This is a genomic window from Sunxiuqinia dokdonensis (genome assembly GCF_001270965.1).
Lineage (GTDB): Bacteria > Bacteroidota > Bacteroidia > Bacteroidales > Prolixibacteraceae > Sunxiuqinia > Sunxiuqinia dokdonensis.
Genome location: NZ_LGIA01000175.1, coordinates 1 through 25,157, shown reverse-complemented (window position 1 = coordinate 25,157; position 25,157 = coordinate 1). Strand labels below are relative to the sequence as shown.

Below are 25,157 nucleotides of genomic sequence, written 5' to 3'. Positions count from 1 at the left end.
TGTTTAGAGGACAAAGAATACCAACAGAAATGAATATCCAACAATTGAAAGAAGCTGCCCGAATCATCAACGCGGGCGGTCTCGTTTCATTTCCAACAGAAACAGTTTACGGATTAGGCGCCAACACGCTTAATTCCGTAGCTGTTGCTAAAATTTTTCAATTGAAAGAGCGGCCGTCATTCGATCCGCTCATTGTGCATATTGCCTCGCTTGACGACCTGAAAGCGCTGACTGACGAGCCCTCGGACGCGGTGATGCAATTGGCCGAAAAGTTTTGGCCCGGACCACTAACCCTGGTTCTGCCAAAAAGCAAACTGGTCCCCGACATTGTCACATCCGGATTACCAACTGTCGGTATTCGCATGCCTGACCACGAGCTGGCACTGAACCTGATCCGGATGGCAAAATGTCCGATTGCGGCACCTAGCGCGAACAAATTTGGGCAGCTGAGCCCGGTAACTGCAGAGCATGTCAGAAAACAGCTACCTGACGTGGATTACATTCTGGATGGCGGAACAACCACCGTAGGTATTGAATCCACCATCGTGTCCGTTGAAGGAAACGTTTGCACCTTGCTTCGCCCGGGAAAAATCAGCCTGAATGATATTGAAAAAGCGCTGCCCGGCGTGTTTGTATTCAACGACAAAAAGCCAGAAAAACTGGTGGCTCCCGGCTTGCTAAAAAGCCACTATTCGCCAAACAAACCCTTGTACATTTACGATCGGACAAACGTGCGGCTTCCTGATTCGTCCGGCCTCATTTTGCACGGACAAAAAGAACTTCACACGAATTGTGACAAACTGGTCTATACTTCAAAAACATACAACCAGCTGGAAATCGCGGCCAATTTATTTTCAGCACTTCATAGGATGGAAGACGATGCAATGGTTAAACAAATATTTATTGAACCTGTTGTTGAATCAGGTTTGGGCATCGCCATCATGGACAGGATAAAAAAAGCAGTATACAAATATCAAGAGAGAACATAATGTGGGCACATACCAAAGAAACGCAGGATAAAATTACGCCACAGCAAGCGCTGGAGTTTTTAAAAGAAGGCAACGTCAGGTTTTTGAAAAACCTTAAAGTGAACCGGAACCTGCTCATGCAAGTCAATCAAACCTCAGAAGGCCAGTTTCCCTTTGCCACCATTTTAAGTTGTATTGACTCAAGAACCTCGGCTGAATTGATTTTCGACCAGGGCCTTGGCGATATTTTCAGCATTCGTATTGCCGGCAACGTACTGAACGATGACATTTTGGGAAGCATGGAATATGCCTGCGGAGTGGCCAATTCGAAAATCATTGTCGTGCTGGGACACACCCGGTGTGGCGCAGTAATCAGTGCTTGCGATCAGGTTAAACTGGGACACATCACCGGGCTCCTGCAAAAAATTAAACCGGCTATTGAAAGCGAAACGACAATGAGCTCGGAAAGAAATGGCCAAAACCTGACCTTCGTAAATCGAGTCAGCGAAATCAATGTGCAGCTCACCATCAACCAAATACGCCAGCAAAGCCCGATTCTTTCCGATTTGGAAAAAGACGGTAAAATCATCATCGTGGGTGGCATTTATGATGTTGAAACCGGAATCGTTTCCTTTTTCTGATTGCACTGAAAAAGCGTTCAACCCCAACTTATTTGCGACCGCAAATCCCGCTGCGATAGCAAAAACGCCTGAGCTTGCTGCTTTTGGAAATTTCAAAAACTCAGCTATTTTTGTCGTACCGAAACAAAAAAGCATGGATACGACTGAAATACTAATTACCATCCGGAAAATTGTCCGGTCCATCAACCTGGAATCCAAAAAGATACAAAAAGAATACGGCGTGAGCATTCCGCAAATTCTGTGTTTGAGCTATTTGCATGCGTCAAAGAACTATCAGTCTACCCAAGGCGAAATTCGCCGCTTCCTGAACCTGAACTCCAGCACGACAAGTGGAATTATCGATCGGCTTGAAATCAAGGGCTTCCTGGCCCGACTCCCCAAACAGGGCGACAAACGTGTCGTGAACATTGCCCTGACATCAAAAGGATCTGAACTGCTGAACCGCATTCCACCGCTTTTACACGACCGGCTGACCGAAAAGCTGCAAGCATTGCCAAACGTAAAACTGCATCAGATTCAGGAGAGCCTGCAAACGCTGGTGAACCTGCTTGATATTGGCCAGTTGGAAGCTTCGCCCATGCTCACCAGCGATGACCCCATTGAAGAAATGAAAGCAACTGATCGCTAATCCAAATCGATCCTTTCAGACTCATTCTGGATTCCACATTATTTTCTGCTGTCATTTTTCACTTTTGCATGATTTTTACAGCTAACGGCAATACACTAATTACCAAGTCGGTTATCTGTTAATTTTAAATCAAGTCAAACCCTTGTGGCTGTCTTGCATTTGGCTATTGACGGTTAAAAGCGTATTTTTGTTCCTATAGAAACCAATACTTCAACTATGGGAATTTTTAATGGCGCACAACAAGCGATCGCGACCAAAATCAACAAAACATCGACCCTGTCGAACTGGAACGATTGGAAGTGGCAGCTGAAAAACTCGATCAGCACCGTGGAACAATTTGAAACGCTGACTGGAATTAGTTTCAGTACATCGGAAAAGGAAAAACTAAGGAAGACCACCGAAAAATTTCCACTTTCCATTACCCCCTATTATGCTTCGTTAATCTCGAAAGAAAATTACGAGCATGACCCGGTTTTTAAACAGTCATTTGCCAATATCCAGGAACTGAATGTTTTGGACACGGACTTGGCGGATCCGCTTTCGGAAGACAGCGACAGCCCCGAAGAAGGCATCACCCACCGCTATCCCGACCGGGTTCTGTTTCATGTCAGTAACGTCTGCGCCATGTATTGCCGCCATTGCACCCGCAAAAGAAAAGTTGGCGACATCGATTTTGTTCCTTCCAAAGAACAGCTTCAAAAAGGTATTGACTACATTAAACGTACGCCGCAAGTGCGCGACGTATTGCTTTCCGGTGGCGACCCGTTCATGCTGCCCGACAGCAAAATAGACTGGCTGCTGGCCCAACTAACCGCCATTCCTCATGTCGAAGTTGTTCGCATAGGAACAAGAATGCCGGTTGTTTTACCCTACCGAATTACCGACGATCTGGTCAAAATTCTGAAAAAATACCAACCACTTTGGATCAATACACACTTTAACCATCCCCGTGAAATCACCACTTCAGCCAAGGAGGCCCTTACGAAATTGGCCGACGGAGGCTTCCCGCTGGGCAACCAAAGTGTGCTGCTGGCCAATGTCAATGATTGTCCGCGGATCATAAAAAACCTGGTGCACAAACTCGTACAAAACCGCGTGCGGCCCTACTACTTGTACCAGTGCGATTTATCAGAAGGACTTTCGCATTTCCGCACGCCCATTGGCAAGGGCATCGAAATAATGGAAAGCCTGATTGGTCATACCAGTGGTTTTGCGCGCCCAACCTACGTCATTGATGCTCCGGGTGGAGGCGGAAAAATACCCGTCATGCCTAACTACATCATTTCGTGGTCAACACACAAAGTGGTGCTGCGCAACTACGAAGGCGTCATCACAACCTACAAGGAACCCAATCACTACGAAAATATTTTTTGCGACCGGGATTGCGAAAATTGCACCTTGGACTTAAAGCTGGAAGGAAGCGAAGAAATTGAAGCGCTCGGAATTGAACGGCTTCTGGCCGACTCGAATGATTCCATTTCTTTAATTCCGGAGAATAATGAACGCTATAACCGAAGAGAGGAATAAAATGGATTTGATAGAGAAAATTGGTCATTCGCTGGTACATCACGGAAAATTCAACAACCGCATTTTCCTGCTGAAATACGATCCGAATGACCGCGCAAACATAACCCAAAAGTTGAACGAGCTGGCCCGGAAAAACGGCTATACAAAAATCATCGCCAAAATTCCGGCTGCTGCCCAACCCGTGTTTTTGCAGGATGGATTTACGCAGGAAGCTTTTATTCCGGCCTTTTACAAAGGTGAGGACGATGTGTTTTTCATGTCGAAATTTTTAAGCGACGAACGAAACGCCAGCCCAAACGAGGCGCTCAACACCCTGGCCAATTTGTTGAATGAAGCCCCCAACAATAATGGCGTTGCACTCGACGATCGTTTCGACTTAGGCCTGGCGAAACCGGAACACGCCGCAGAAATGTCGAAAATATTCGGAAAAGTGTTTGCCACCTATCCGTTTCCGGTTACCAATCCCGAATACATCAATAAAACCATGCAGGATGGCTCGGTCATTTATTTCGGGGTTTGGGACCAGGACCAATTGATCGGTGTTTCATCGGCCGAAGTGGATGCGGAAAACAAAAACGCGGAAATGACCGACTTCGCCGTATTGCCTGACTACCGCGGGCACAAGCTGGCCTACTTCCTACTCAAGCTGATGGAAGAAAAACTGAAAGAAAAAGAGTATAAAACCTTATACACCATTGCCCGGTTAAATTCGCCGGGAATGAATAAAACGTTTATCAATCACGGGTACCACTTCTCGGGTTTGTTGAAAAACAACACCAACATTTCCGGCCAGATTGAAAGCATGAACGTGTATTATAAAACCATTGAATAATGATTAGTCAACGACATTTGGGAAAACTATGTCCTTATGCCAAAGATTGTCCGGTATATCAGGAAGAGCTGAAGATCGAAAAGGTTTCATCTTTCCTGATCAAAAATGTTTTCTGCAACCGCGGATACAAAGGTTGGAAAAACTGCGAACGGTTCAACCTCGCAGAAGAAGGACGGGAAATTCCTGCAACAGCAACCCCTTATAAACAAAAATAATAATGAGAGAAAAAATCGAACTGAACAAAATTGAAGACAGTACAGAGAAAGAGATTATTAAACTACTCAGTGAAAACGAAAAATTCATGATGGGCGATATCCTGATGAAGCTAAAGTTGAGCTACCAGCGCGGTCATGAATACCTGAATTCGCTGTTGGACAAGGAATGGGTGAGCAACACGGAAAAAGCGCCGTATTACACCATCAACGTAGACCTTAAATAATGCATTGGATTGATCTGACCATTTTTACGGTCTACCTCATCTTCATGTTGGGCGTGGGCTATTTCTTTCTGCGCCGCAACAAAAATACGGATGATTACTTTGTGGGTGGACGAAAAATGAGCAGCCTGCATATTGGCTTGTCGGTGGTGGCAACCGACGTTGGCGGCGGATTTTCCATCGGCTTGGGCGGACTCGGATTTGTGATGGGATTGTCCGGCAGTTGGCTTTTATTTTCCGGCTTAATTGGCGCCTGGCTGACGGCTGTTGTTCTGGTGCCCAAAGTACACAAACTTTCGCAACGCCAAAACCTGCTGTCGTTTCCCCAGTTTCTTGAAAACAGCTACAGCAAACAGGTCGCACTCATTGCCGGAATCATTTCCGCCATTGGCTACCTGGGATTTACCAGTTCGCAAATTTTGGCCGGAGCCAAACTGGCATCGGCCACATTCCCGGCGCTTAATTTCACCACTGCCTTGCTGGTGATGGGAATTATTGCCGTGGTTTACACGGTCATTGGCGGATTAAAAGCAGTGATTTATACCGATACCATTCAGTGGATCATTCTGATGGGCGGATTAATTTTTGTCGCTTTGCCCCTTTCCTATTATGCCGTGGGCGGCTACGAAACCATTCGCCACACCTTGCCTGCTTCATTTCTGAGCCTGACGAACATTAGCTGGCAGCAGTTCCTGAACTGGATGGCCATTGTCATTCCCATTTGGTTTATCGGGATGACGCTTTACCAACGGATTTATGCATCGAAAACGCCTAAGTCAGCCCAGCGCGCCTGGTTTATCGCTGGCTTGTTCGAGTATCCGATTATGGCTTTTACTGGTGTCATTCTGGGTTTGCTTTCCAAAGTAGCCTTTGACAACGGCATGCTGGCCGGCTCCGGATTTCCGGCAGGCAGCGCCATTGACTCTGAAATGGGCTTGCCGCTGCTGCTAAAAACCGTGCTGCCGGTTGGCCTGACAGGAATCGTGCTGTCCGCCTATTTTTCTGCCATCATGTCAACAGCCGACAGCTGCTTAATGGCGGCGTCCGGCAATGTGCTGACCGACATTTTTCGTGGACACAACCACCGATCAAGCTTACGTTTTTCGCAAATCCTGACTTTTTTAATGGGAACCGTAGCCTTATTCATTGCACTGAAAATGCCCAATGTGCTTGAATTGATGCTCCATTCCTACACCTTCATGGTTTCAGGACTGTTTGTTCCGGTCATCGCAGCGCTCATCAAAACAAAAAACAATCCGGCAGCCGCTTTTTGGTCGATGATTGCCGGCGGCGCCACATCACTCAGCCTGATCATCCTGAACCCGGAACTGCCTTTCGGATTGGATCCAATTATCTTTGGAATTTCCAGCTCGCTGGTTGTTTTCATGCTGATTTCAGTGCTGACAAACCGAAGGCTGGCACCCCGCTAAAAACTATTTCAGAATCGCAAACTAATCCCTATTTTTGCCGCTCAATTATCGGGGATTTCATGAAAAATAAAAGGGTGCAATATTATGGGGCGGCGCTGCTCTCCATGTTTTTTTGGAGCTTTTCGTTCGTATGGTTCAAAGTAGCTTACGAGGCTTACGAACCCATGACCGTTGTGCTTATCCGGCTAACTTTGGCTGCGGCTATTATGTTTGCCGTTGCCAAAGCCATTGGGAAATTGCAGAAGGTAAAAAAAAGTGATTTGGGCTGGATGGTGTTGTTGTCGTTTTTCGAGCCATTCCTCTATTTTATGGGCGAAAGTTTTGGTTTGAAGTACGTTTCGTCAACCGTTGCGGCGGTTATTGTCGCTACCATTCCCCTGTTCACGCCATTTGCGGCCTGGTATTTTTTCAAGGAAAAACTCAGTGGTGCGAACCTGGCCGGGCTGGTCATTTCATTTGCCGGGGTAAGCCTGGTGGTGTTCGACCTGTCAACCGGACTTTCAGCATCGCCGCTGGGTATTGGGCTTGAATTTATTGCGGTATTGTCAACCATCGGCTATGCGGTTATTCTGAAAAAAATGGTGGCGACTTACAATGGATACACCATCATCAGCTACCAAAACCTGATTGGCGCCTTCATGTTTTTGCCTTTTTGGGCGATGTTCGAAGCCAAAGGCACTTTGGCCACACCCTTTTCGCCCACCGCTTTTGCGGCCATCGTCAAGCTGGCAGTCTTTGCCTCCATCCTCGGATTCATCTTTTTCACCTACAGCATCCGCCACATCGGCATCAACAAATCAAACATGTTCATCAACCTGATTCCGGTGTTTGTCGCCTTTTTCTCCTTTTTTATTTTGGGTGACGAAATTACGCTCCAGAAAATGGCTGGAATTGCCGTGGTCATTGCCGGCCTGTTCCTGGCCCAGTTGAAACGCAGAAAACGTAAAGATGGAAGCTATCCGGTACTACAAACCTGACGAACTCAGGCAAATGACGGCCAACCGTCGGCAGGAGTTTTCGGTCTTGTTTCAGAAACTGAAAAAGAAAAAGCCGAAAAATCTCGACGCCATTGTTCACGCTTTGCACGACGAAGCTTTCGACCAGTTTGACTGCCTGGACTGTGCCAATTGCTGCTCCGGCATCAGCCCGATTGTCACCGACAAAGATGCGGAGCGATTGGCCAAAAGCCAGAAAATGAAGACGGTCGATTTTATCAATCAATACCTGTATGTGGATGAAGACCAGGATTACGTTTTTCAGCAAACACCCTGCCCATTCCTTATGGGCGACAACTACTGCTGTGTGTACGAAAACCGTCCGCGTGCCTGCCGCGAATACCCGCACACCGACCGCAAACGCTTTTACCAAATATTGAAGTTGACGCACAAAAACTGTGAAGTTTGCCCCGTGGTTTACGCCATCACCGACGAACTCACCAAAAGAGATTGGTAGCTGCTCGATCAGGATCAAAACAGAAAACTTTGAAAATCCACTAAATTCATCTCTTGATCAAAATAAAAAAATATCTTTGGTGTTTGATGAACAAACCGGTATCGGCTGATGATAACCAAACAACTCCTGTTAATTGCATTCCTTTTCGCAACAGTCAGGCTTAGCGCCCAGATTGGAGGTGAATCCACCTACGAATTTCTGAACCTGCCCAACTCGGCCCGCATGGCTGCGCTGGGAGGCAACCAGGTGGCCATTAACGACTCCGCCGATTTGAATGTGGCCTATAACAACCCGGCGCTGCTGCATGCCAGCATGGACAACAAGCTGCTGGTCAACTACGTCAATTATTTCGATGATATTCAGTTTGGCTATGCTTCGTACGCCCAAGATTACGGCGATTTGGGCGTTTTTGCATTGGGCATGCACTACATCAATTATGGCAAATTTATTTATGCCGATGAGTTTGGCGAACGAGGCGGGACTTTCAAAGCCGCCGAATACGCACTGAATATCCTGTGGTCGAAAAAAGTGAACCGATTTCGCGTGGGAGCTACCTTGAAGCCCATTTTATCTTCTTTTGAAGCTTATCAATCTTTGGGAATTGCCTTGGATGCCGGAGTGAGCTACGCCAGCCTGGATCAGCTAACCAACCTGGCTTTGGTTTTCAAAAACATGGGCACCCAAATCACCACTTATTATGACGGCGCCGAACGGGAGTCTATTCCGTTTGACATTCAACTGGGTTTTTCGAAGCGGCTGGAGCATGCTCCACTCCGCTTGTCGGCCACCCTGCAACACCTGCAAAAATGGAAACTGTCCCAGCCGGAGGAAGTGAGTTCGGGATTTGAAACGAGGATTGAGGAAGACGGGTTTGGAAAAATGTTTATGCGTCACCTGTTGCTGGGCGTGGAGCTGCTTCCGTCAGAAAATCTGTCCATTCGGGCTGGCTACAACTACCAGCGCCGGCAAGAACTCCTGTTTGACGACAAAGCCTCAACCGTTGGCTTTTCGTGGGGTTTTGGATTCAAAGTCAACCGTTTTCATTTCAACTACGGATCGGCCCGCTATCATCTGGCCGCAAGCAGCAACCACATTTCAGTAGCCATCAACTTAAACGAAAGTTTTCATTAAAACGGAACGGTCACTCCCAGCCAGGGAATGATATTCACGCCTGTATCTTCTCCAAGAGGAATGACGCCGCCGTAATCCAGCCCTACTTTTCCCAACAGGCTACGCCCGCCCAACGAGAGCAAGCCAAAAGCACTGTCCCCCGGAAAGTAATAGTTCTCGGATAGTAGATATCCCTTCGGGCCAAGCCGATATAGCGCACTCACGTTAAACACCGGGGATGAAGCAAAATCCTCGTCAGCATATCCCCAACCCATTCCAAAACTGATGTTTTTTTGTCGTGAGCCAAAAGTCGTCACCCCGTAAAGAATCCCGAAGCCAATATCTTCACCCAACACAGCGCCAAACAAACCGCCAAATCCCAAGCTTACTTTATCTTCTTCTAACTCAAACGAAACTTTTGGCGTAATCCAAACCGGTGTCGACTCTCCAAAGAACAAAACCAGGGGAATTGTTCCCAATCCAATTGAAAAATGATCGCTGACACCATAAACAATCTGGTTAAAGTAAATCCAAACATTTTGATAGTAGCCTTCAGCTTTTCGCAGTCCATAGCCGGTAGGAGCCCAAAAATACCGCGTATCCTGCGGGTACTCGGCCCAATACGCTGTCCCCACTTTCTTATAGCTCCCCAGCGTCTTAATCCGGACGACATTTACCCGCGGGATCGTAATCTCCCCCAGCGTTTCAGATTCCAGCTTCAAACTCGTCTCATCTTCGTACACCAAACGCCCCTTAAAAACGCTACCGTCGGTGGTTTCCACCTGATAGAAAACATGCTCTTTCGAATCCTGAGCAAGCGTTGACAAAGACAAAACAAGCAAAACCAGCAAAAGAAAAAGCGATGATCGTTTATTCATTGTGATTTTTTTTGAGTGACAACAGGTATACGCATATATCCATGGAAAGTGTCATTCTCCCAATCAACCGGACCTGACAAATAAGACCCAAAAATCTGCTGTTCTGTCGAAAAACAATATCTTTGCGCTCATGAATCAACCAACGGACAACAAAAAGATTGTCATTGCCATTGACGGCCACTCATCCTGCGGAAAAAGCACGGTTGCCAAACAGTTAGCCAAGCAGCTCGGCTACATTTACCTCGATAGCGGTGCCATGTACCGGGCCGTCACGCTTTTTGCCTTGCGTCATCAGCTAGCCGGAAACGGGAAGGTGAATGAACAAGCACTCATCGCTCGTCTGGACGAGATCACCATTGAATTCAGGTTAAATGAAACGACGGGCGAAAATGAAACCTTTCTGAATGGCGCAAATGTAGAAGAGGAAATCAGGCAGCTGCCTGTTGCCAGCCATGTGAGCCCGGTAGCAACCATTCGCGAAGTGCGCGAAGCCATGGTGCAACAACAGCAGGCGATGGGTAAAAACAAAGGCATTGTGATGGATGGCCGTGACATTGGCACGGTAGTTTTTCCTGACGCCGAACTGAAAATATTTATGACTGCCAGCCCCGAAGTGCGTGCCCAACGGCGTTACGACGAGCTAAAAGCGAAAGGGCAAACCATGAGCTTCGAGGATATTCTGAAAAACGTGGAAGACCGCGACCGCATTGATTCGGGCCGAAAAGAAAGCCCATTAAAACAAGCCGATGACGCCTTGATCCTGGACAACAGCTACCTGAACCGTGAAGAACAGCTGGAATGGGCACTGACGAAGGCGAAAGAGCGAATGGAAGTTGGGGATTAGTTATTGGTTATTGGGGATTAGTAATTGGCGATTACATATTTGCTACTGGGCAAGCAGATTTCGGGTGAATCGAATGTTTTAAACCAAGCGATTCAAAAAACACGAAACTCAAAACTCGAAACTTGGAACTTGGAACTTGGAACTTAAATAAACTGTGAAAGTAGAGATCGATCATAAATCAGGTTTTTGTTTTGGGGTGGTGAATGCCATCACAAAAGCGGAAGAAACGCTCGACAAGGGAGGAAAGCTCTACTGCCTGGGCGACATTGTGCACAATGGCATGGAGGTCAAGCGCCTGGAAGCCATTGGCCTGATTACCATTGACCGCGAAACTTTCTTCACCTTGAAAAATTGTCAGGTGTTGCTACGGGCGCATGGCGAACCTCCGGAAACCTACGAATACGCCAAAGCCAACAACATTGAGCTGGTTGATGCCACCTGCCCGGTGGTACTCAAACTACAGCAGCGGGTAAAAAAAGCGTTCAAGGAAATGGAGCAAAAAGACGGGCAAATCATTATTTTCGGAAAGAAAGGCCACGCTGAAGTGACAGGTTTGAACGGGCAAACCAACAACCAGTCCATCATTGTTGAAGATGAAGATGACTTGCAGAAAGTCAATCCAAACAAACCCGCTTACCTGTTTTCGCAAACCACCAAATCATTGGATCAGTTTCATGATTTAGCCGGAAAGATCGGGCAAAAATCGACCGAAAAGCTGGTGGTAAAAGATACGATTTGCCGGCAAGTGGCCAATCGGGTTCCCCGAATGAGAGAATTTGCCACACAACATGACATCCTGATTTTTGTTGGCGGAAAGAAAAGTTCCAATGCGAAATTCCTGTTCGACGTTTGCAAAAAGGAAAACCCCAATAGCTACTTTATTTCTTCACCCGAAGAGCTGAACCCGGAATGGTTCGAAGGGAAAGAATCGGCCGGTATTTGCGGCGCCACTTCTACGCCCAAATGGCTGATGGAAAAAGTAGCCGAAAAAATTCAAGTCACCGACTCATCCCATTCAAACTTTTGATCTATTTAGATCGAATATAAATTGGTTCGCGTCGGCAAGGCTGTCGCGCCACCGTTCCTGTTGACAATCAATCAACTAAGTCTGAGTCAAATTATTGACTGTCTGTTTTCCAGGCAGTCAGACACTGTATGTCCTTGATTCGCCTTGCACGATTCGCTAATTTTATACGTGCGGTGTATTATGTTCCTGAAAAAGAGTCGGAACAGCTTTCACTAACCTGTCAATATTCACAAAAAAACCAAATACCATGAAAATGCAACTAAAGCTTCTTCCTTTTGGTATCATCATCCTGTTCTTTCTACTGGGCTTCAACCTAAAAAAACCAACGCCCCACACAGGCAGCAATTCCGGGCCTCTCGACTACAGCGATTTCAAAACGCCTGAGTATTGTGGCTCCTGCCACGACCAGTTTTATCAGCAATGGAGCCAGGCCATGATGTCAGAAGCCTACACCCACCATTGGGATGAGATTGAGTATTTCAAGCTGGCCGTTGCGCATTCCAAAGCAGACCCCGCCATGGAAGGCATGCACGAAGGCTGTAACGGCTGCCACACCCCAATGGCCTTTCTAACCGGCGATATGCCACCGCCACGTCCCGGCGAAGGTTCACGGGCCAACGAGTCCGTTTCGTGCGAAGTTTGTCACCTGATTCAAGGCATTGACGGGGACACGGCTTACAACCACAATTTCATTCTTGAAACCGGCACCACCAAATACAGCTCACGAAAAGGCGATATTGAATCGCCCGACCACCAGATTGTCCCCATCGACCTGTTCAGCGACACCCGGATTTGCGGAACTTGTCACAACGAGAAAAATTCGTTTGGCATTTGGGTCAAATCAACCCAACTGGAGTGGGAAGAAGGACCCTATGCCGCCGATCATGTTACCTGCCAGGAATGCCACATGCCCGACACGGAAATGAAGACGGCCAAGATGGGAACAACTTATCCGGATACCCGCACCCACCTGTTCAATGGTGCGCATGATCCGGGAAAGGTGCGCGGAACCATTGAACTGCGTATTCAACCCGACATTCGGGAGACGGTTCCCGGCGAAGTGGTAGTTTTCACAACCACCTTGTTCAACCAGAAAACCGGCCATAAATTTCCAACAGGCTCAGTCGAAGACCGCATTGTTTGGCTGCATGTTGAAGCCAAAGATGAAGCCGGCAACACCTTTCATTTGCCGGTTGACAAAAAAGGTTTTGAAGGCGAGGAATACACCATCGCCAGCGACGCCATGGCTTATCAGGACATGGGCGTCCCGCTGGGCATTGAAAATTTTGAGGGCGTGAGAAGAGAAGATGTGCCAATCGGCGACCGGATTTTCCGCATGCCCTATTTCGATCCGCAGGGACGTATGACCATTATGCAATGGAACACGGCATCGCTGGGTGTTGACTACCGCATTGGGCCACGCGAAACGAAGACGGAAACCTTCACGTTTACCTTGCCCTATGAGATTACGCCGGGGAAAGTTACGGTGACCGCATCGCTCTATTACCGCTTGCTGGTGAAGCCTGTTGCCGAATACCTCGACGTTCCGGCCGAAGAATATGCCGCCCTGGAGGTGAACAGTCATTCAACCGAAATCACAGTCTATCCATAAAAACACAAAACCATGACACGAAAATTGATCCCCATTTTGGTCTTGCTGAGCGGCATGCTTTTTCTGGCAGAACAAAGCCAGGCGATTCCTGCCTTCGCCCGAAAGTATCAGTTGAGTTGTACCACCTGCCACGCGCCGTCGGCACCAATGCTTAAGCCCTACGGCGATGAATTTGCCGGAAATGGCTTTCGCCTGGCCGATGAAAAATCGCCTCGGTACTATGCCCAAACCGGCGATCCAAAGTTGTCCTTGCTTCGTGAACTGCCCATCGCCGTCCGGCTTGAAGGATTTGTCAGTTACAACCTCGATGGTAATGAAAAAACTGATTTTGCGTCGCCCTACCTGATGAAGCTACTTTCAGGCGGCGAACTGTCGGACAGGCTTTCGTACTACTTCTACTTTTATTTTAGTGAACGAGGTGAAGTAGCCGGCGTGGAAGATGCCTTTTTGATGTACAATGACTTGTTTGGTGTGGACTTTGACATTTACCTCGGACAATTTCAGGTTTCCGACCCGCTGTTTAAGCGCGAATTGCGACTATCGCTCGAAGATTACATGCTGTACACCTCGCAAATTGGAACGTCCCGTATCGACCTGAAATACGACAAAGGTGTTTTGTTGACTTACGGACTACCCTCGGGAACCAGTTTTGCGGTCGAAGTCACTACTGTCTCGTTAAAAGAGACTGAGTGACAATTGTTTATAATTTAGTTCTTTGACATTTTTGTATTCATTGTTTGTAAGTAACTCTTTGATAGGAGTTTTGTCCAGTAGCGAGATTCCTAAAATTTGTAGAATTTCGTAGGTTGAACGGTCTATTTTCAGTTCTTTGCTTATAATGGCCACCAAACAATATGTGGTAATTGCACAATAGAGTTGTGTTTTTACAGCATTAAGGGTATGGCCCCAAAAGCTTTTCACTTTAAGATGCTGTTTGATCCACTTAAAAAACAATTCTACTTGCCAGCGATTCTTATAAAGAATGGCGATTTCCCGGGCTGAGAGTTCGAAGTTGTTTGTCAGGAAAACAAATTCAACATCTGTTTCACAGTCGTAATACTTGACCCGACGAAGTTTCTGTGGATAACGATTGTGAGATTTTGCGTGCAAAAAAACACCGGTTTGATCACATCTTATCCCAGTCGATTTGTCAACTTGGGTAGAGTACATCCTCTTGAACTTGAGGTTGTCTTTGGCCCGTACAACAAACCATGCTTCAAGTTTTTGAATCCTGTAAAGCCGCTCAAAATCATTGTAGCCTCGGTCAAAGATGTAGTAACTGCCTTTCTCATATGGGGTATTGTCCATGGCATTTACATCGTTGACTGATGCGGTGGTAATGTGAACAAAGCTCGGAATCTGGGTCTTGACATCGTATAGGGTATGCATTTTTACGCCACCTTTCTTTTTGCGAAACTCAGCCCACCAGAAAACACTCAGGCTAAGGTCGATTGTTGTGGAGTCGAAAGCATAAATATTGCCATCGACTTTTACTTCAAAATCGTCATTGGCACAAACCCTGCGGGCATGGTCTATCAGGTGGCAGGCAAATTCTTCGTAGATTTTGCAATTCCTGTTGATGTTTGCCCTTGCAAGAGTCGCCAGTTTCACGCTGGAGCCGAGTCCCAAATGATATGACTTGTTCCGGTGCGCATCAATGGCAACAATTAAATCCCGAAGACTGTCGCGATTGCTAAGTTGTCCGAATACCATACAGAGCATCTGGTTCCAACATGTAAAAGTGCGGACGTGCTTGTTGCCACTGTACTTAACCACAAGACGGTCAAAGACCCTGCGAGGCAGAAATTCGGTGATTTGTGCGAATACATATTTCCCTTGGTTCATTTCTCATTTTTTTGGAACCAAAAGAAACAATTCAAATCGTCACGCAACAAAAAATACTACAAACGATTGATTACCAATTTTGTCAAAGAACGATTTAATATTTAAACGAGACACTAATGGGTCGAAGTAATAAATGGAAACGGAATTGGTGAAGCCTCACAGCGGGTATTTGACGATGACAAGTACAAGAATCTCCTAGGGCGGGTTTCGCAAGATTTAGGAGAAACTTTCCGGCTTGGCGCTTTTGGCTATACCGGGAAGGAAAACCTTATACACAATATTGCGGATGACATGACCAATAAAGTTTTCATCGGGGGGCCCGACCTCAGCTTTGCGCCGTCGGATAAATGGCAGCTCAATGCGCAATATCTTCACCGCAAAGATTCGCAGGTTTATCCGAACATGACCAGCACCACGCTGATGGAAGATGTGAAAACCGATGCGGCTATGGCCGAACTCATTTTCAGCCCCAAAGGAGAACAAAGCGATTGGTACTTTTTGGCCTTATACAATTGGGTGGAATCGGACTTTGAATTGGCCAACTACCAGTCAGCGACCATTCATGCGGGCTACATGCTGCGGACCAATATCCGATTGGCCGCAGAATATACGCTGGACTTTACGGATTCGAACCATACCATCAGCAAACTGAATTTTGGATTCATTTCGGCATTCTAACGCTTAAAACAGACATCAAAAAAAGGCCAGCTTCTGCAATATGAAGCTGGCCTTTTTTTGGATTGAAAATTCTAAACCTTAGGCAAAGTCCATGGCGAACGATAATTTGCCTTGACCAGTTGGTTGGCTTCATCATCGTTTTCAAACTCCTGCTTGTCCGGGTTCCAGTTTACTTTTCGGCCCAACCGGTAAGAGATATTTCCGAGATGTGCAAAACGCGCAATGTGTGCACCAATTTCAATATCGCAATTGGGTTTATTCCCCGTACGAATGCAATCCAAAAAGTTTTTCACATGTAAATCCAGCCCGTCACCTTGTGCCGACTGTAAGCCAACACCTTCATAGCCATCTTTCTTGCCGGTGCTTTTGGTCTCCGGGATCACCTCCCAGCCACTGCGGTCAACCACCAAGGTTCCGTACTCGCCAACAAAGGCCACACCATGTCCGCGCCCGCCATAATTGGCCCCATAAGCGCCAATGGTATGATCCCACACCAAGCCAAAGTCACCAAAATCATAAACAGTCGTCATCGTGTCGGGCGTTTGCATGGCATCCTCTGGAAACGCGTATTTGCCACCAACCGCCATAATGGATTTGGGCACGTACTGGTTCATTCCGAACAAGGCAAAGTCCAACAGATGGACACCCCAATCAGTCATAACACCGCCGGCATAATCCCAGTACCAGCGAAACGAAGCATGAAAACGGTTCTTGTTAAATGGCCGTTTGGGAGCTGGCCCCAACCACATGTCATAATCCACGCCTTCGGGCGCCTCACTGTCGGGAACAACCGGAATGGATGATTTCCAGCCCACATTTGACCACGAACGAACGGAACGAATCCGGCCAATGTTGCCTTCATGCAAATAGTTAACGGCATCGTTCCAGTGCGAGTGGCTGCGTTGCCACTGTCCAACCTGCACCACGTTTCCGTAGCGTTTTTGAGCGGCCACCATCACATTGCATTCTTCAATGGTCGTTCCAATTGGTTTTTCAACATACACATGCTTACCCACTTCCGAAGCATAAACCATGGGCAAACAGTGCCAATGATCCGGCGTGCCCACAATCACGGCATCAATATCCTTGTTGTCAATCACCTGTCGGAAATCCTTATATAAAATCGGACGCGTACCGGTCAGTTTTTCAACATCTTCAGCCCGTTTATCGAGCACACGCTGGTCCACATCGCACAGCGCCACACATTCCACTTCCTTGTTTTTCAGAAATGATTGCAGGTTATTAAATCCCATGCCACGACAGCCAATCAGGGCGACGGTAATCTTCTCGTTGGGCGAGGCACAGCCCGCATTCATAATGGTTGGGAGTGCAGCGATTCCGGCAGTAACAACTGCTGATTGTTTGATAAAAGTTCTTCGGGTATCGTTCATCTTATTGCGTTTAGTTAATTTTTTTCGTAGTTCCTGTAAAGATAATTGAAATAGTGAAAATGTGAATTCGATTGCACACTTTCCATTTTGATTTTTCCGCGCGAAAATATTTCTTTCTTTCTTGTTGATCCGCTTACGTGCCTATTTATCTGTAGCAGCTGTCAATGATTGTCATTCCTGGTTTTTATAGTCATTGGTTGTGTCAATCAATTAATGACCACCTAATGACAATCGAATGACTTCTTGATGACATTGGGGAATCTTGCAGTTATCCAGTTGGTATATTACTAACGGGAAGAGATTCGAAAACTGACCAATCGGTCATTCTTAACATTCACTTAACAATCAAGTTGTTTCAAAAACTAAAATTCATTTTAACTTTGACCGAACGTTCAGTCATAAATAAAATAAGTCATGCCTCGAAGCACGGAACAACTGGAACAAATCAGACAGCAGAAGAAAGCACACATTCGGCAGACAGCCCTTGAGCTGTTTGCCGAGCATGGCTTTCATGCCACCTCCATTAGCCAGATTTCGAAAAAAGCAAGAATATCAAAAGGACTGATTTATAACTACTTTGAAAGCAAAGACGACATTCTCGAAAATATTTTTGATTGGGCGTTCAGCAACATTTATGCAGACATGGACATGAATAAGGACGGTCTCATGAGCGAAAAGGAATTTATTCGGTTTATCAAGACCAGCATTCATTCAACCCTGAAAAACAAAGCATTTTGGAAACTCTACTCGGCTTTGGTTTTACAACCGCACATTTTGGAAACTTACACTGCCAAATATGAAGACAAGGGCAAGGACGTCATGAGAATGATCCGCGGCTTTATTGCTTCGCAAGGCAGTGTTTCGCCCGATAAAGACTTATTCGCCATCTCGAGTTTGCTCAAGGGAGCAAACTTAATCCTACTCACAGCTCCTGATTTTTTCCCGATTGAAAATCTGGAGAAAGATACCATTGAAGCCTGTTTTAAACTGATCAGTAAACACGAATAAAAACTACAACATCATGAAAACCCACCTATTTGTGATACTCTTTCTTTTTGTTGCCGGAGCACTTCCCGCGCAAACCGTCGATATCAAAGACCTGGTGCGCCGGGCCGATGAAAAGTTCCGTGGCAGTTCCAGTATTGGTGAGTTTACCATGACCATTCAACGCCCATCATGGGAACGCACCATTTCCATGAAAAACTGGACCCTCGGAACCGAATATTCGCTGATTCTGATCACCGCGCCCGCCAAAGAGAAAGGACAGGTTTTTTTGAAGCGCAGAAACGAAATGTGGAACTGGGTACCGAGCATCAACCGGATGATCAAGATCCCGCCATCGATGATGATGCAGTCGTGGATGGGCTCGGACTTTACCAACGACGACCTGGTGCAGGAATCGTCGCTGGTGAAAGACTACGAACATCGGCTGCTTGGTGAGGAAAAGCTGGAAGGATACGATTGCTACAAAATTGAACTGGTTCCGAACGAAGAAGCCGCTGTGGTTTGGGGAAAGATTTTTATGTGGATCAGCAAAGACGAGCTGCTGTGGCTGAAAGCCGAATTTTACGATGAAGATGATTTCCTGGTGAATACGGAGATTTTGACCGATATCAAACAAATGGACGATCGGGTGATTCCCACACGTATGGAAATGATTCCGGCAGAAAAAGAAGGGCACAAAACCATCATGACCTTTGACAAGATGGATTTCGAAGTCCCGTTGGAAGAATCGTTTTTTTCGATACAAAATATGAAAAGGGTGAAATAGTTACGATACTTGAATCTGGACACTGGATGCTTGAATTTTCGTCCTATCCAGTATCCGGAATCAAATATCCAGGATCAAATCCATCAATCCATAACCTATGCGTACAAATCTTAAAATAGCCTGGCGGAATCTTTGGCGGAACAAGCGGCGAACACTGATTACCGTGGCTTCCATCTTTTTTGGCGTACTACTTTCGGCGTACATGACTTCGATGCAGGAAGGCTCGTATGAAAAAATGGTGGACATGGTGGTGAAATACTACTCGGGGGCGATGCAAGTTCACCACGAAAATTACTGGGAAAGCAAAAGCATCAACGACACCTTTGAAGAGTCACAGGATCTGAACCAGTTGATTCTGGCAAACGAAGAAGTCGATTTTGTCATTCCCCGGCTCGAGTCCTTTGCCCTGGCTTCATCCGAAGAATTAACAAAAGGAGTAATGGTTGTCGGCACGGTTCCGGAGCCGGAAAACCGGCTCACCAGCCTAAAAAACAATGTGCGCCAGGGAAGCTACCTCAGCGATAACGACCAAGGCCTATTGATTGGCGAGGGCCTGGCCGATTATCTCCGGCTCGGAATCAACGACACACTGGTCATGATCAGCCAAGGCTACCATGGCATAAGTGCAGCCGGGAAATATCCCGTTCGCGGTATCATCAAACATGCATCGCCCGAGCTGAACAAAATGATTGTATATATGGAACTGAAAAATTGCCAGGAATTCTTCTCGGCCAACAACCGGCTGACCTCACTGGTTGTCAATATAAAAGATAACAACGAATTGGAAAAAAGCTTACGCAAACTGCGCGAGACGCTGAATTCCCCCTATTCGATCATGAGCTGGCAGGAAATGTCGCCCGAAATGGTACAACAAATTGAAAGCGACCGGGCAGGCGGAATCATCATGAAAGCGGTCCTGTACATTGTAATTGGCTTTGGCATTTTAGGAACCATCATGATGATGATTGCCGAGCGAAGGCGTGAATTTGGCGTGATGATCGCCATTGGCATGCAGCGATACAAGCTGGCTACGATTCTCTTTTACGAAACCCTTTTTATTGGAATGATTGGCGCGCTATCGGGCTTGCTAATCAGCATTCCGCTACTCAGCTTCCAGGCTCAAAACCCCATTCCACTCACTGGTCAGGCCGCATTGGTGATGGAAGATTATGGCTTTGAACCTTACATGTTCTTTTCAACGGAGCCATCGGTGTTTTGGCACCAGGCACTCACGGTGTTCCTCATTACGCTGGTTATTGCCCTCTACCCTATTTTCTCGGCCAACCGGATGAAGTTAATTAATGCACTACACGCTTAACTCAAACGATATGATTCCTTCAGTTGCATGGCGAAATATTTGGCGAAATCCCCTCCGATCGGGCATTATCATCACAGCCATTACCATTGGCATGTTTGCCGGTGTATTTAGCGCTACCTTTATGAAAGGCTGGATGAACCAACGCCTCGAAGCCGGAATTGAAACCGAAACCTCTCATATCCAGATACACAATCCGGAATACCGCAAAAACTACGACATCAGACAAATCATTCCCAAGGGTTTTGACCTGGCCGAACAGCTCAGCGAAAACCCCACCATCAATGGCGTGAGCCCGCGAATAACCATTCAATCCATGGTTGCCTCGGCCGAAACCGGAACCGGTGTGAAAATCATGGGCATCATTCCTGAGAAGGAAAAGCAGGTTACCAGCCTGAGTGAATATGTTACGGAAGGTGATTATTTTGAAAGTATCAGCCGCAACCCGATTGTCATTGGCAAAAAACTGTCCGAAAAGCTAAAAATCAAATTAAAGTCAAAAGTGGTCATCACCCTGCAGGATGCCGATGGACACCTCACTGGCGGGGCATTCCGCGTTTGTGGGATTTTTGATACGGCCAACAGCATGTATGAAGAGACCAACGTGTTTGTCCGATACCAGGATTTGGCCCGGCTGAGCATGCTTTCGGAAGGTGTGGCCCACGAAATTATTATTCATTTACACGACCAAAACGATCTGAACTCCACCACGCTGGCTTTGCGGGAACAACACTCCGGACTGGAAGTGCTGAACTGGAAAGAACTTACTCCGGAATTGGGCTACCTCAACGAGATCGGGAATTTATATACCTATATTTTCGTTATCATCATCTTGCTGTCGCTTGGTTTTGGCATTGTCAACACCATGCTCATGGTGGTGATGGAACGGGTGAAGGAAATTGGTATGCTCATGGCCATTGGCATGGGCAAGCTTCGGGTGTTTCTCATGCTCATGTTTGAAACCATCTTACTCACCCTGACTGGTGGAACAATCGGCATTATGCTGGGACTGGGCGCATCGCTCGCACTCCAGCAAAATGGCATCAACCTGTCTAATTGGGCACAAGGACTGGAAGATTTTGGGTATTCCTCCATCGTCTATCCGGTCGTCGAAGTTCAGATGGTCGTTGTCATTGTGATACTCGTCATCCTAACCGGGATTCTCGCCTCACTTTACCCTGCTCGAAAAGCTTTAAAATATAATCCAGCTGATGCCATCCGAACCGAATAAAACCATATAACCATTCAACCATAAAACCATTTAACCATGGGAACACACAACCATCAAACAATTCAACCACATAACCATACAGCCATGACAATCATCGAAATAAAAGAGCTATTCAAAACTTACAACGATTCCGAAGTTGAGGTTCATGCCGTGAATGGCGTCGACCTGAACATCGAGGAAGGTGAATTTACCGCGATTGTCGGCCCGTCCGGATCAGGAAAAACCACCCTGCTCAACATGCTTGGTGGACTGGATCAGCCAACCTCGGGCAACATCCGGATTGATGATACGGACCTGGGGAAGCTAAAATCGTCCCAGTTAATCGACTTCCGAATGAAAAACATTGGCTTTGTGTTCCAATCCTACAACCTGATTCCGGTGCTGACCGCCAAAGAAAATGTTGAATTTGTGATGCACCTTCAGGGCAGGCCAAAAAAAGAACGCGAGGCACGCACCATGCAGTTGCTCGAAGCGGTTGGCCTGAAAGGACGAGAAGACAGCCGGCCATCAAAACTGTCGGGTGGACAGCAGCAGCGGGTCGCCGTAGCCCGGGCGCTGGCTTCAAAACCTAAATTTGTGCTGGCCGATGAACCCACCGCCAACCTGGATTCCAAATCGACCGAAAACCTGCTCAATATCATGGAAGAGCTCAATAAGCAAGAAAAAATAACGTTTATCTTTAGCACGCACGATCAGCGGGTGGTCAATAAAGCCCATCGGGTGATCACACTTGAAGACGGCAAAATAATTAGTGATAATCGAAAAAAATAAATAGCATGCAATCAATTTTGACCCTTATTCTTATTTTCTCCGGACTGCTTTTCACTTCGGAAAAACCAGTCAGCCAATCCGAAACCACTTGGCCCGCCGAACTCAACACCGGGGCAAAAGCGGTTTACCTGGACCAATACGAAAAAGAAATTGTGCTCGAGCTGAACAAGGTCAGGCACAACCCATCCCGCTATGCTGCGGAATACCTCGAACCGCTGCATTCGGCCTACAAGGACGATGTGCTCACCCTGCCCGGATCGGCACCGCTAAAAACCCGCGAAGGCATTGCGGCGCTGGAAGAATGTATCCGGGACATGAAATCGGCTCCGTCGGTTGCTCCGCTCATTCCCGTGCGAGGCCTTTCGTCAGCTGCAGAGCTGCTGGTGAAAGACCAAAAAATTTATGGCGGCACGGGCCACCTGACCAAAAGTGGCTGGACACCGCAGGTGCGCATGAAGCGCTTTGGTGCTTACACATCAAAACTGGCCGAAAACCTGGTTTATGGCTACGAGAACCCGAGATTAGCCATTATCTCCCTGCTCATTGACGATGGGGTTGTCGACCGCGGACACCGGAAGAATATTCTGGACGCCAGCTTTACCGAAATTGGCGTCGCTGCCGATACGCATCCAACTTACAAGTATTTCTGCACCATTGAATTTACCGACGGCTTTACCCCGTCCAACTGATGAAGCGACTGTTTTTTCTACTCGGATTTTTAATTCCCTTGCTGGCTGGTGCTCAGCAAACGGTGTACCTGAGTGGCTATGTGAAAGAGCTGCTGATGTATTATCAACCCAAGCAGCAAATCCCCGGCCTGGAAAGCAATAGTCTGACCACCAACACCATTCACAACCGCTTGAATTTTAAATGGTATGCCACCAACCAACTCACTGTGGTGGCCGAAATGCGCAACCGCCTGCTTTTTGGCAGCCTGGTGAAAGAATACCCGGCTTATCAGTCGGTGGTTGACGTAGACAATGGCTACCTCGATCTTTCCTTCATCCCCGCCGAGGGCAGCGGTTGGTTTGTGCATTCCATGTTCGACCGCGCTTACCTGGATTGGGTTGCGGGCAACTGGCAGATCACCGCCGGCCGGCAACGGGTAAACTGGGGCATGAACCTGGTGTGGAATCCGAACGACGTTTTCAATTCGTATTCTTATTTTGATTTCGACTATGAGGAACGCCCGGGAACCGATGCCCTGCGCATTCAATATTACACCGGCATGACCTCGTCGGCAGAATTGGTTTACCAAATCGGGAAGAACGAAGATGAAATGGCGCTGGCGGGCCTTTACCGCTTTTCGCAGTGGAACTACGACATCCAGCTGATCGGCGGTTGGGTGGGCACCGATTACATCGTGGGTACAGGCTGGGCCGGCGATATTCAAGGTGCTGGCTTCCGGGGCGAAATCACCCACTTTATGCCGAAGAACGATGAGGTCAATTCCGAAACGGCCACCGTAGCTTCCATTTCGGCCGATTATACTTTGCCCAGTTCCTTGTACATCCATTCCGGTGTTTTGTACAACAGCCACGGCAAAACGGGCAAAGCCGGAGGGATGGACCCGTTTTTCAACAACAAGCTCTCGGCCAAATACCTTTCCTTTGCCCAATATTCGCTGTTTGGGCAAATCTCCTACCCCGTCACGCCGCTGTTTTCGGCCAGCCTGTCGGGCATCGCCAATCCAAACGATGGCTCCTGGTACTTTGGCCCGGCGCTAACTTACTCCCTGCAAAACAACCTGGAGCTGATGGCGACCGGCCAACTGTTTTTTGGCGACCAAAGCACCGAGTTTGGCGATATCGGCCAACTGCTTTTTGGGAGGTTGAAATGGAGTTTTTAGTTTCGACGCAGATGGTTTTCTCCCCCTCATCTTAGCGATGCGGCGACTGCCTGTTCCGATGGTTATCGGAAAGGAGTGCGCAGGTAGTCCCCAATTGAATCGGGGCAGGCCTGAATATTTAGCGAAAACACGGATAGAGACACTTGAACAACATACTAAAAAGATATACCTTTGTGATATCCAAATAAAACATGATGAAAACAATATCCTTAAAAATAGACGATTCCGTTTTCGGCGAGACAGAAAAAATACTTGCCCGGATTAAGAAACCACGCAACCGATACATAAACGAAGCGATTGAGTTTTATAATAAAGTTCAGCGTAAACAGATTCTTGAGAAAAAACTTAAAAAGGAATCTGAATTAGTTCAAGCGGATTCAATGTCTGTACTTAAAGATTTCGAGGAGACTGACTATGCTGATTAGACAATTTGAAATCTGGCTTGCGGATTTAAATCCACAGATTGGAACAGAACCTGGTAAAACAAGACCAGTTTTGGTTATTCAAACAAACTTACTCAACCAGATTCCACACCCATCAACAATTGTTTGTCCGATTACAACGAACGTAAATAAGGATTCAGAAATTTTAAGGGTTCATCTTAAAAAAGGCACAGCTAATCTCCATCAGGCTTGTGATGTTATGATTGACCAAATACGAGCGATTGATAATAAACGATTGACGAAAAGGCTGGGTGTTTTACCCGATGAGCTAATTGATCTAGTAAAAGAAAATATTCAAATAGTGCTTGACCTTGAATAAGGCACGACACGCCAATTGGGCAGCCCGTCTCACCAGCTGGGTAACGATTACCCCTCCAACTCCCGCTCGTCTTAGCGAAGCGGTGACGAGGGGGGAAGCTGGGCAGGCCGGACTATTTTCTACACGCTCTTGGGACGTTGTTGAAAAGTATGTTGAAAA

28 protein-coding genes are annotated in these 25,157 nt (G+C 47.0%); 25 read left to right on the top strand and 3 right to left on the bottom strand.

Annotated features, from left to right (window positions below):
• Nucleotides 1-29: 29 nt before the first annotated feature.
• The 11 genes from NC99_RS15050 to porQ all read left to right on the top strand — a co-directional run bounded on the left by NC99_RS15050 (nt 30) and on the right by porQ (nt 9,045).
• Nucleotides 30-989, top strand: a complete 960-nt coding sequence (locus NC99_RS15050; protein WP_053185359.1) for an L-threonylcarbamoyladenylate synthase — start codon at nt 30-32, stop codon at nt 987-989.
• Nucleotides 989-1,609: a carbonic anhydrase family protein gene (locus NC99_RS15045; protein ID WP_053185356.1), complete on the top strand. Its 621-nt coding sequence runs from the start codon at nt 989-991 to the stop codon at nt 1,607-1,609. Before NC99_RS15050 ends, NC99_RS15045 begins: the two co-directional genes overlap by 1 nt.
• Nucleotides 1,610-1,742: 133 nt before the next feature.
• The gene (locus NC99_RS15040; RefSeq protein ID WP_053185390.1) at nt 1,743-2,237 is read left to right on the top strand and encodes a MarR family winged helix-turn-helix transcriptional regulator; all 495 of its coding nucleotides are present in this window, start codon (nt 1,743-1,745) and stop codon (nt 2,235-2,237) included.
• A 216-nt stretch (nt 2,238-2,453) separates the two neighbouring features.
• Nucleotides 2,454-3,764, top strand: a complete 1,311-nt coding sequence (kamA, locus tag NC99_RS15035; RefSeq protein WP_053185354.1) for a lysine 2,3-aminomutase — start codon at nt 2,454-2,456, stop codon at nt 3,762-3,764.
• Nucleotides 3,736-4,596: a putative beta-lysine N-acetyltransferase gene (ablB, locus tag NC99_RS15030; protein ID WP_053185352.1), complete on the top strand. Its 861-nt coding sequence runs from the start codon at nt 3,736-3,738 to the stop codon at nt 4,594-4,596. Before kamA ends, ablB begins: the two co-directional genes overlap by 29 nt.
• Entirely contained in the window at nt 4,596-4,811 is a 216-nt protein-coding gene (locus NC99_RS15025) for a hypothetical protein (RefSeq protein ID WP_053185349.1), read from the top strand. The genes ablB and NC99_RS15025 overlap by 1 nt, the downstream gene beginning before the upstream one ends.
• Nucleotides 4,812-4,813: 2 nt before the next feature.
• Nucleotides 4,814-5,035 (top strand): hypothetical protein, encoded by a 222-nt coding sequence (locus NC99_RS15020; RefSeq protein WP_053185347.1) that lies wholly within the window; start codon nt 4,814-4,816, stop codon nt 5,033-5,035.
• Nucleotides 5,035-6,462: a sodium:solute symporter family protein gene (locus tag NC99_RS15015; RefSeq protein ID WP_053185344.1), complete on the top strand. Its 1,428-nt coding sequence runs from the start codon at nt 5,035-5,037 to the stop codon at nt 6,460-6,462. Before NC99_RS15020 ends, NC99_RS15015 begins: the two co-directional genes overlap by 1 nt.
• Before the next feature lie 59 nt (nt 6,463-6,521).
• On the top strand, nt 6,522-7,439 hold the full coding sequence (locus NC99_RS15010; RefSeq protein ID WP_053185341.1) for a DMT family transporter: 918 nt from the start codon (nt 6,522-6,524) through the stop codon (nt 7,437-7,439).
• A complete protein-coding gene (locus NC99_RS15005; protein ID WP_053185338.1) occupies nt 7,411-7,914 on the top strand; it encodes a YkgJ family cysteine cluster protein in 504 nt (167 codons plus the stop codon). The genes NC99_RS15010 and NC99_RS15005 overlap by 29 nt, the downstream gene beginning before the upstream one ends.
• Before the next feature lie 108 nt (nt 7,915-8,022).
• Nucleotides 8,023-9,045, top strand: coding sequence for a type IX secretion system protein PorQ (gene porQ / locus NC99_RS15000; protein WP_053185335.1), 1,023 nt, complete (start codon nt 8,023-8,025; stop codon nt 9,043-9,045).
• Here porQ and NC99_RS14995 read toward each other — a convergent pair.
• Nucleotides 9,042-9,902, bottom strand: coding sequence for a hypothetical protein (locus NC99_RS14995; RefSeq protein WP_053185332.1), 861 nt, complete (start codon nt 9,900-9,902; stop codon nt 9,042-9,044). The genes porQ and NC99_RS14995 overlap by 4 nt on opposite strands.
• Before the next feature lie 130 nt (nt 9,903-10,032).
• Here NC99_RS14995 and cmk point away from each other — a divergent pair, with 130 nt between their 5' ends.
• The 4 genes from cmk to NC99_RS14975 all read left to right on the top strand — a co-directional run bounded on the left by cmk (nt 10,033) and on the right by NC99_RS14975 (nt 14,078).
• Complete coding sequence (gene cmk, locus NC99_RS14990; RefSeq protein ID WP_053185329.1) at nt 10,033-10,746, top strand: (d)CMP kinase; 714 nt, start codon at nt 10,033-10,035, stop codon at nt 10,744-10,746.
• Nucleotides 10,747-10,900: 154 nt separating this feature from the next.
• The gene (locus NC99_RS14985) at nt 10,901-11,773 is read left to right on the top strand and encodes a 4-hydroxy-3-methylbut-2-enyl diphosphate reductase (protein ID WP_053185326.1); all 873 of its coding nucleotides are present in this window, start codon (nt 10,901-10,903) and stop codon (nt 11,771-11,773) included.
• A 247-nt stretch (nt 11,774-12,020) separates the two neighbouring features.
• Entirely contained in the window at nt 12,021-13,385 is a 1,365-nt protein-coding gene (locus NC99_RS14980) for a multiheme c-type cytochrome (protein ID WP_053185323.1), read from the top strand.
• Nucleotides 13,386-13,397: 12 nt separating this feature from the next.
• A complete protein-coding gene (locus NC99_RS14975; RefSeq protein WP_053185320.1) occupies nt 13,398-14,078 on the top strand; it encodes a hypothetical protein in 681 nt (226 codons plus the stop codon).
• Here NC99_RS14975 and NC99_RS14970 read toward each other — a convergent pair.
• Entirely contained in the window at nt 14,061-15,230 is a 1,170-nt protein-coding gene (locus NC99_RS14970; protein ID WP_053185318.1) for an IS4 family transposase, read from the bottom strand. The two genes, NC99_RS14975 and NC99_RS14970, sit on opposite strands and share 18 nt — an antisense overlap.
• Nucleotides 15,231-15,521: 291 nt before the next feature.
• Between NC99_RS14970 and NC99_RS14965 the strand changes: the two genes are divergently transcribed.
• Entirely contained in the window at nt 15,522-15,908 is a 387-nt protein-coding gene (locus NC99_RS14965) for a hypothetical protein (protein ID WP_053185314.1), read from the top strand.
• A gap of 71 nt (nt 15,909-15,979) precedes the next feature.
• On the opposite strand, the gene NC99_RS14960 is transcribed toward NC99_RS14965, so the two are convergent.
• Nucleotides 15,980-17,299: a Gfo/Idh/MocA family protein gene (locus tag NC99_RS14960; protein ID WP_053185312.1), complete on the bottom strand. Its 1,320-nt coding sequence runs from the start codon at nt 17,297-17,299 to the stop codon at nt 15,980-15,982.
• Between the two features lie 414 nt (nt 17,300-17,713).
• Here NC99_RS14960 and NC99_RS14955 point away from each other — a divergent pair, with 414 nt between their 5' ends.
• The 9 genes from NC99_RS14955 to NC99_RS14915 all read left to right on the top strand — a co-directional run bounded on the left by NC99_RS14955 (nt 17,714) and on the right by NC99_RS14915 (nt 24,998).
• Complete coding sequence (locus NC99_RS14955) at nt 17,714-18,307, top strand: TetR/AcrR family transcriptional regulator (protein ID WP_053185307.1); 594 nt, start codon at nt 17,714-17,716, stop codon at nt 18,305-18,307.
• Nucleotides 18,308-18,320: 13 nt separating this feature from the next.
• Nucleotides 18,321-19,070: an outer membrane lipoprotein-sorting protein gene (locus NC99_RS14950; protein ID WP_053185303.1), complete on the top strand. Its 750-nt coding sequence runs from the start codon at nt 18,321-18,323 to the stop codon at nt 19,068-19,070.
• Nucleotides 19,071-19,167: 97 nt separating this feature from the next.
• Nucleotides 19,168-20,388: an ABC transporter permease gene (locus NC99_RS14945; protein WP_053185300.1), complete on the top strand. Its 1,221-nt coding sequence runs from the start codon at nt 19,168-19,170 to the stop codon at nt 20,386-20,388.
• A gap of 10 nt (nt 20,389-20,398) precedes the next feature.
• On the top strand, nt 20,399-21,616 hold the full coding sequence (locus NC99_RS14940) for an ABC transporter permease (protein WP_053185387.1): 1,218 nt from the start codon (nt 20,399-20,401) through the stop codon (nt 21,614-21,616).
• Nucleotides 21,617-21,652: 36 nt separating this feature from the next.
• A complete protein-coding gene (locus NC99_RS14935) occupies nt 21,653-22,387 on the top strand; it encodes an ABC transporter ATP-binding protein (RefSeq protein ID WP_239684464.1) in 735 nt (244 codons plus the stop codon).
• 5 nt (nt 22,388-22,392) lie between these two features.
• Nucleotides 22,393-23,076, top strand: coding sequence for a CAP domain-containing protein (locus NC99_RS14930; protein WP_053185297.1), 684 nt, complete (start codon nt 22,393-22,395; stop codon nt 23,074-23,076).
• Nucleotides 23,076-24,236: a hypothetical protein gene (locus NC99_RS14925; protein WP_053185294.1), complete on the top strand. Its 1,161-nt coding sequence runs from the start codon at nt 23,076-23,078 to the stop codon at nt 24,234-24,236. The genes NC99_RS14930 and NC99_RS14925 overlap by 1 nt, the downstream gene beginning before the upstream one ends.
• A gap of 191 nt (nt 24,237-24,427) precedes the next feature.
• Nucleotides 24,428-24,661 (top strand): ribbon-helix-helix domain-containing protein, encoded by a 234-nt coding sequence (locus tag NC99_RS14920; RefSeq protein WP_239684463.1) that lies wholly within the window; start codon nt 24,428-24,430, stop codon nt 24,659-24,661.
• Complete coding sequence (locus tag NC99_RS14915; RefSeq protein WP_053185290.1) at nt 24,651-24,998, top strand: type II toxin-antitoxin system PemK/MazF family toxin; 348 nt, start codon at nt 24,651-24,653, stop codon at nt 24,996-24,998. Before NC99_RS14920 ends, NC99_RS14915 begins: the two co-directional genes overlap by 11 nt.
• Nucleotides 24,999-25,157: the final 159 nt, after the last annotated feature.

Excerpts from the sequence above, each read along its gene's own strand:
- NC99_RS15050 (WP_053185359.1), top strand. The coding sequence starts at position 30 with ATGAATATCCAACAATTGAAAGAAGCTGCCCGAATCATCAACGCGGGC.
- NC99_RS15045 (WP_053185356.1), top strand. The coding sequence starts at position 989 with ATGTGGGCACATACCAAAGAAACGCAGGATAAAATTACGCCACAGCAA.
- NC99_RS15040 (WP_053185390.1), top strand. The coding sequence starts at position 1,743 with ATGGATACGACTGAAATACTAATTACCATCCGGAAAATTGTCCGGTCC.
- kamA (WP_053185354.1), top strand. The coding sequence starts at position 2,454 with ATGGGAATTTTTAATGGCGCACAACAAGCGATCGCGACCAAAATCAAC.
- ablB (WP_053185352.1), top strand. The coding sequence starts at position 3,736 with ATGAACGCTATAACCGAAGAGAGGAATAAAATGGATTTGATAGAGAAA.
- NC99_RS15025 (WP_053185349.1), top strand. The coding sequence starts at position 4,596 with ATGATTAGTCAACGACATTTGGGAAAACTATGTCCTTATGCCAAAGAT.
- NC99_RS15020 (WP_053185347.1), top strand. The coding sequence starts at position 4,814 with ATGAGAGAAAAAATCGAACTGAACAAAATTGAAGACAGTACAGAGAAA.
- NC99_RS15015 (WP_053185344.1), top strand. The coding sequence starts at position 5,035 with ATGCATTGGATTGATCTGACCATTTTTACGGTCTACCTCATCTTCATG.
- NC99_RS15010 (WP_053185341.1), top strand. The coding sequence starts at position 6,522 with ATGAAAAATAAAAGGGTGCAATATTATGGGGCGGCGCTGCTCTCCATG.
- NC99_RS15005 (WP_053185338.1), top strand. The coding sequence starts at position 7,411 with ATGGAAGCTATCCGGTACTACAAACCTGACGAACTCAGGCAAATGACG.
- porQ (WP_053185335.1), top strand. The coding sequence starts at position 8,023 with ATGATAACCAAACAACTCCTGTTAATTGCATTCCTTTTCGCAACAGTC.
- NC99_RS14995 (WP_053185332.1), bottom strand. The coding sequence starts at position 9,902 with ATGAATAAACGATCATCGCTTTTTCTTTTGCTGGTTTTGCTTGTTTTG.
- cmk (WP_053185329.1), top strand. The coding sequence starts at position 10,033 with ATGAATCAACCAACGGACAACAAAAAGATTGTCATTGCCATTGACGGC.
- NC99_RS14980 (WP_053185323.1), top strand. The coding sequence starts at position 12,021 with ATGAAAATGCAACTAAAGCTTCTTCCTTTTGGTATCATCATCCTGTTC.
- NC99_RS14975 (WP_053185320.1), top strand. The coding sequence starts at position 13,398 with ATGACACGAAAATTGATCCCCATTTTGGTCTTGCTGAGCGGCATGCTT.
- NC99_RS14970 (WP_053185318.1), bottom strand. The coding sequence starts at position 15,230 with ATGAACCAAGGGAAATATGTATTCGCACAAATCACCGAATTTCTGCCT.
- NC99_RS14965 (WP_053185314.1), top strand. The coding sequence starts at position 15,522 with ATGACCAATAAAGTTTTCATCGGGGGGCCCGACCTCAGCTTTGCGCCG.
- NC99_RS14960 (WP_053185312.1), bottom strand. The coding sequence starts at position 17,299 with ATGAACGATACCCGAAGAACTTTTATCAAACAATCAGCAGTTGTTACT.
- NC99_RS14955 (WP_053185307.1), top strand. The coding sequence starts at position 17,714 with ATGCCTCGAAGCACGGAACAACTGGAACAAATCAGACAGCAGAAGAAA.
- NC99_RS14950 (WP_053185303.1), top strand. The coding sequence starts at position 18,321 with ATGAAAACCCACCTATTTGTGATACTCTTTCTTTTTGTTGCCGGAGCA.
- NC99_RS14945 (WP_053185300.1), top strand. The coding sequence starts at position 19,168 with ATGCGTACAAATCTTAAAATAGCCTGGCGGAATCTTTGGCGGAACAAG.
- NC99_RS14940 (WP_053185387.1), top strand. The coding sequence starts at position 20,399 with ATGATTCCTTCAGTTGCATGGCGAAATATTTGGCGAAATCCCCTCCGA.
- NC99_RS14935 (WP_239684464.1), top strand. The coding sequence starts at position 21,653 with ATGGGAACACACAACCATCAAACAATTCAACCACATAACCATACAGCC.
- NC99_RS14930 (WP_053185297.1), top strand. The coding sequence starts at position 22,393 with ATGCAATCAATTTTGACCCTTATTCTTATTTTCTCCGGACTGCTTTTC.
- NC99_RS14925 (WP_053185294.1), top strand. The coding sequence starts at position 23,076 with ATGAAGCGACTGTTTTTTCTACTCGGATTTTTAATTCCCTTGCTGGCT.
- NC99_RS14920 (WP_239684463.1), top strand. The coding sequence starts at position 24,428 with ATGATGAAAACAATATCCTTAAAAATAGACGATTCCGTTTTCGGCGAG.
- NC99_RS14915 (WP_053185290.1), top strand. The coding sequence starts at position 24,651 with ATGCTGATTAGACAATTTGAAATCTGGCTTGCGGATTTAAATCCACAG.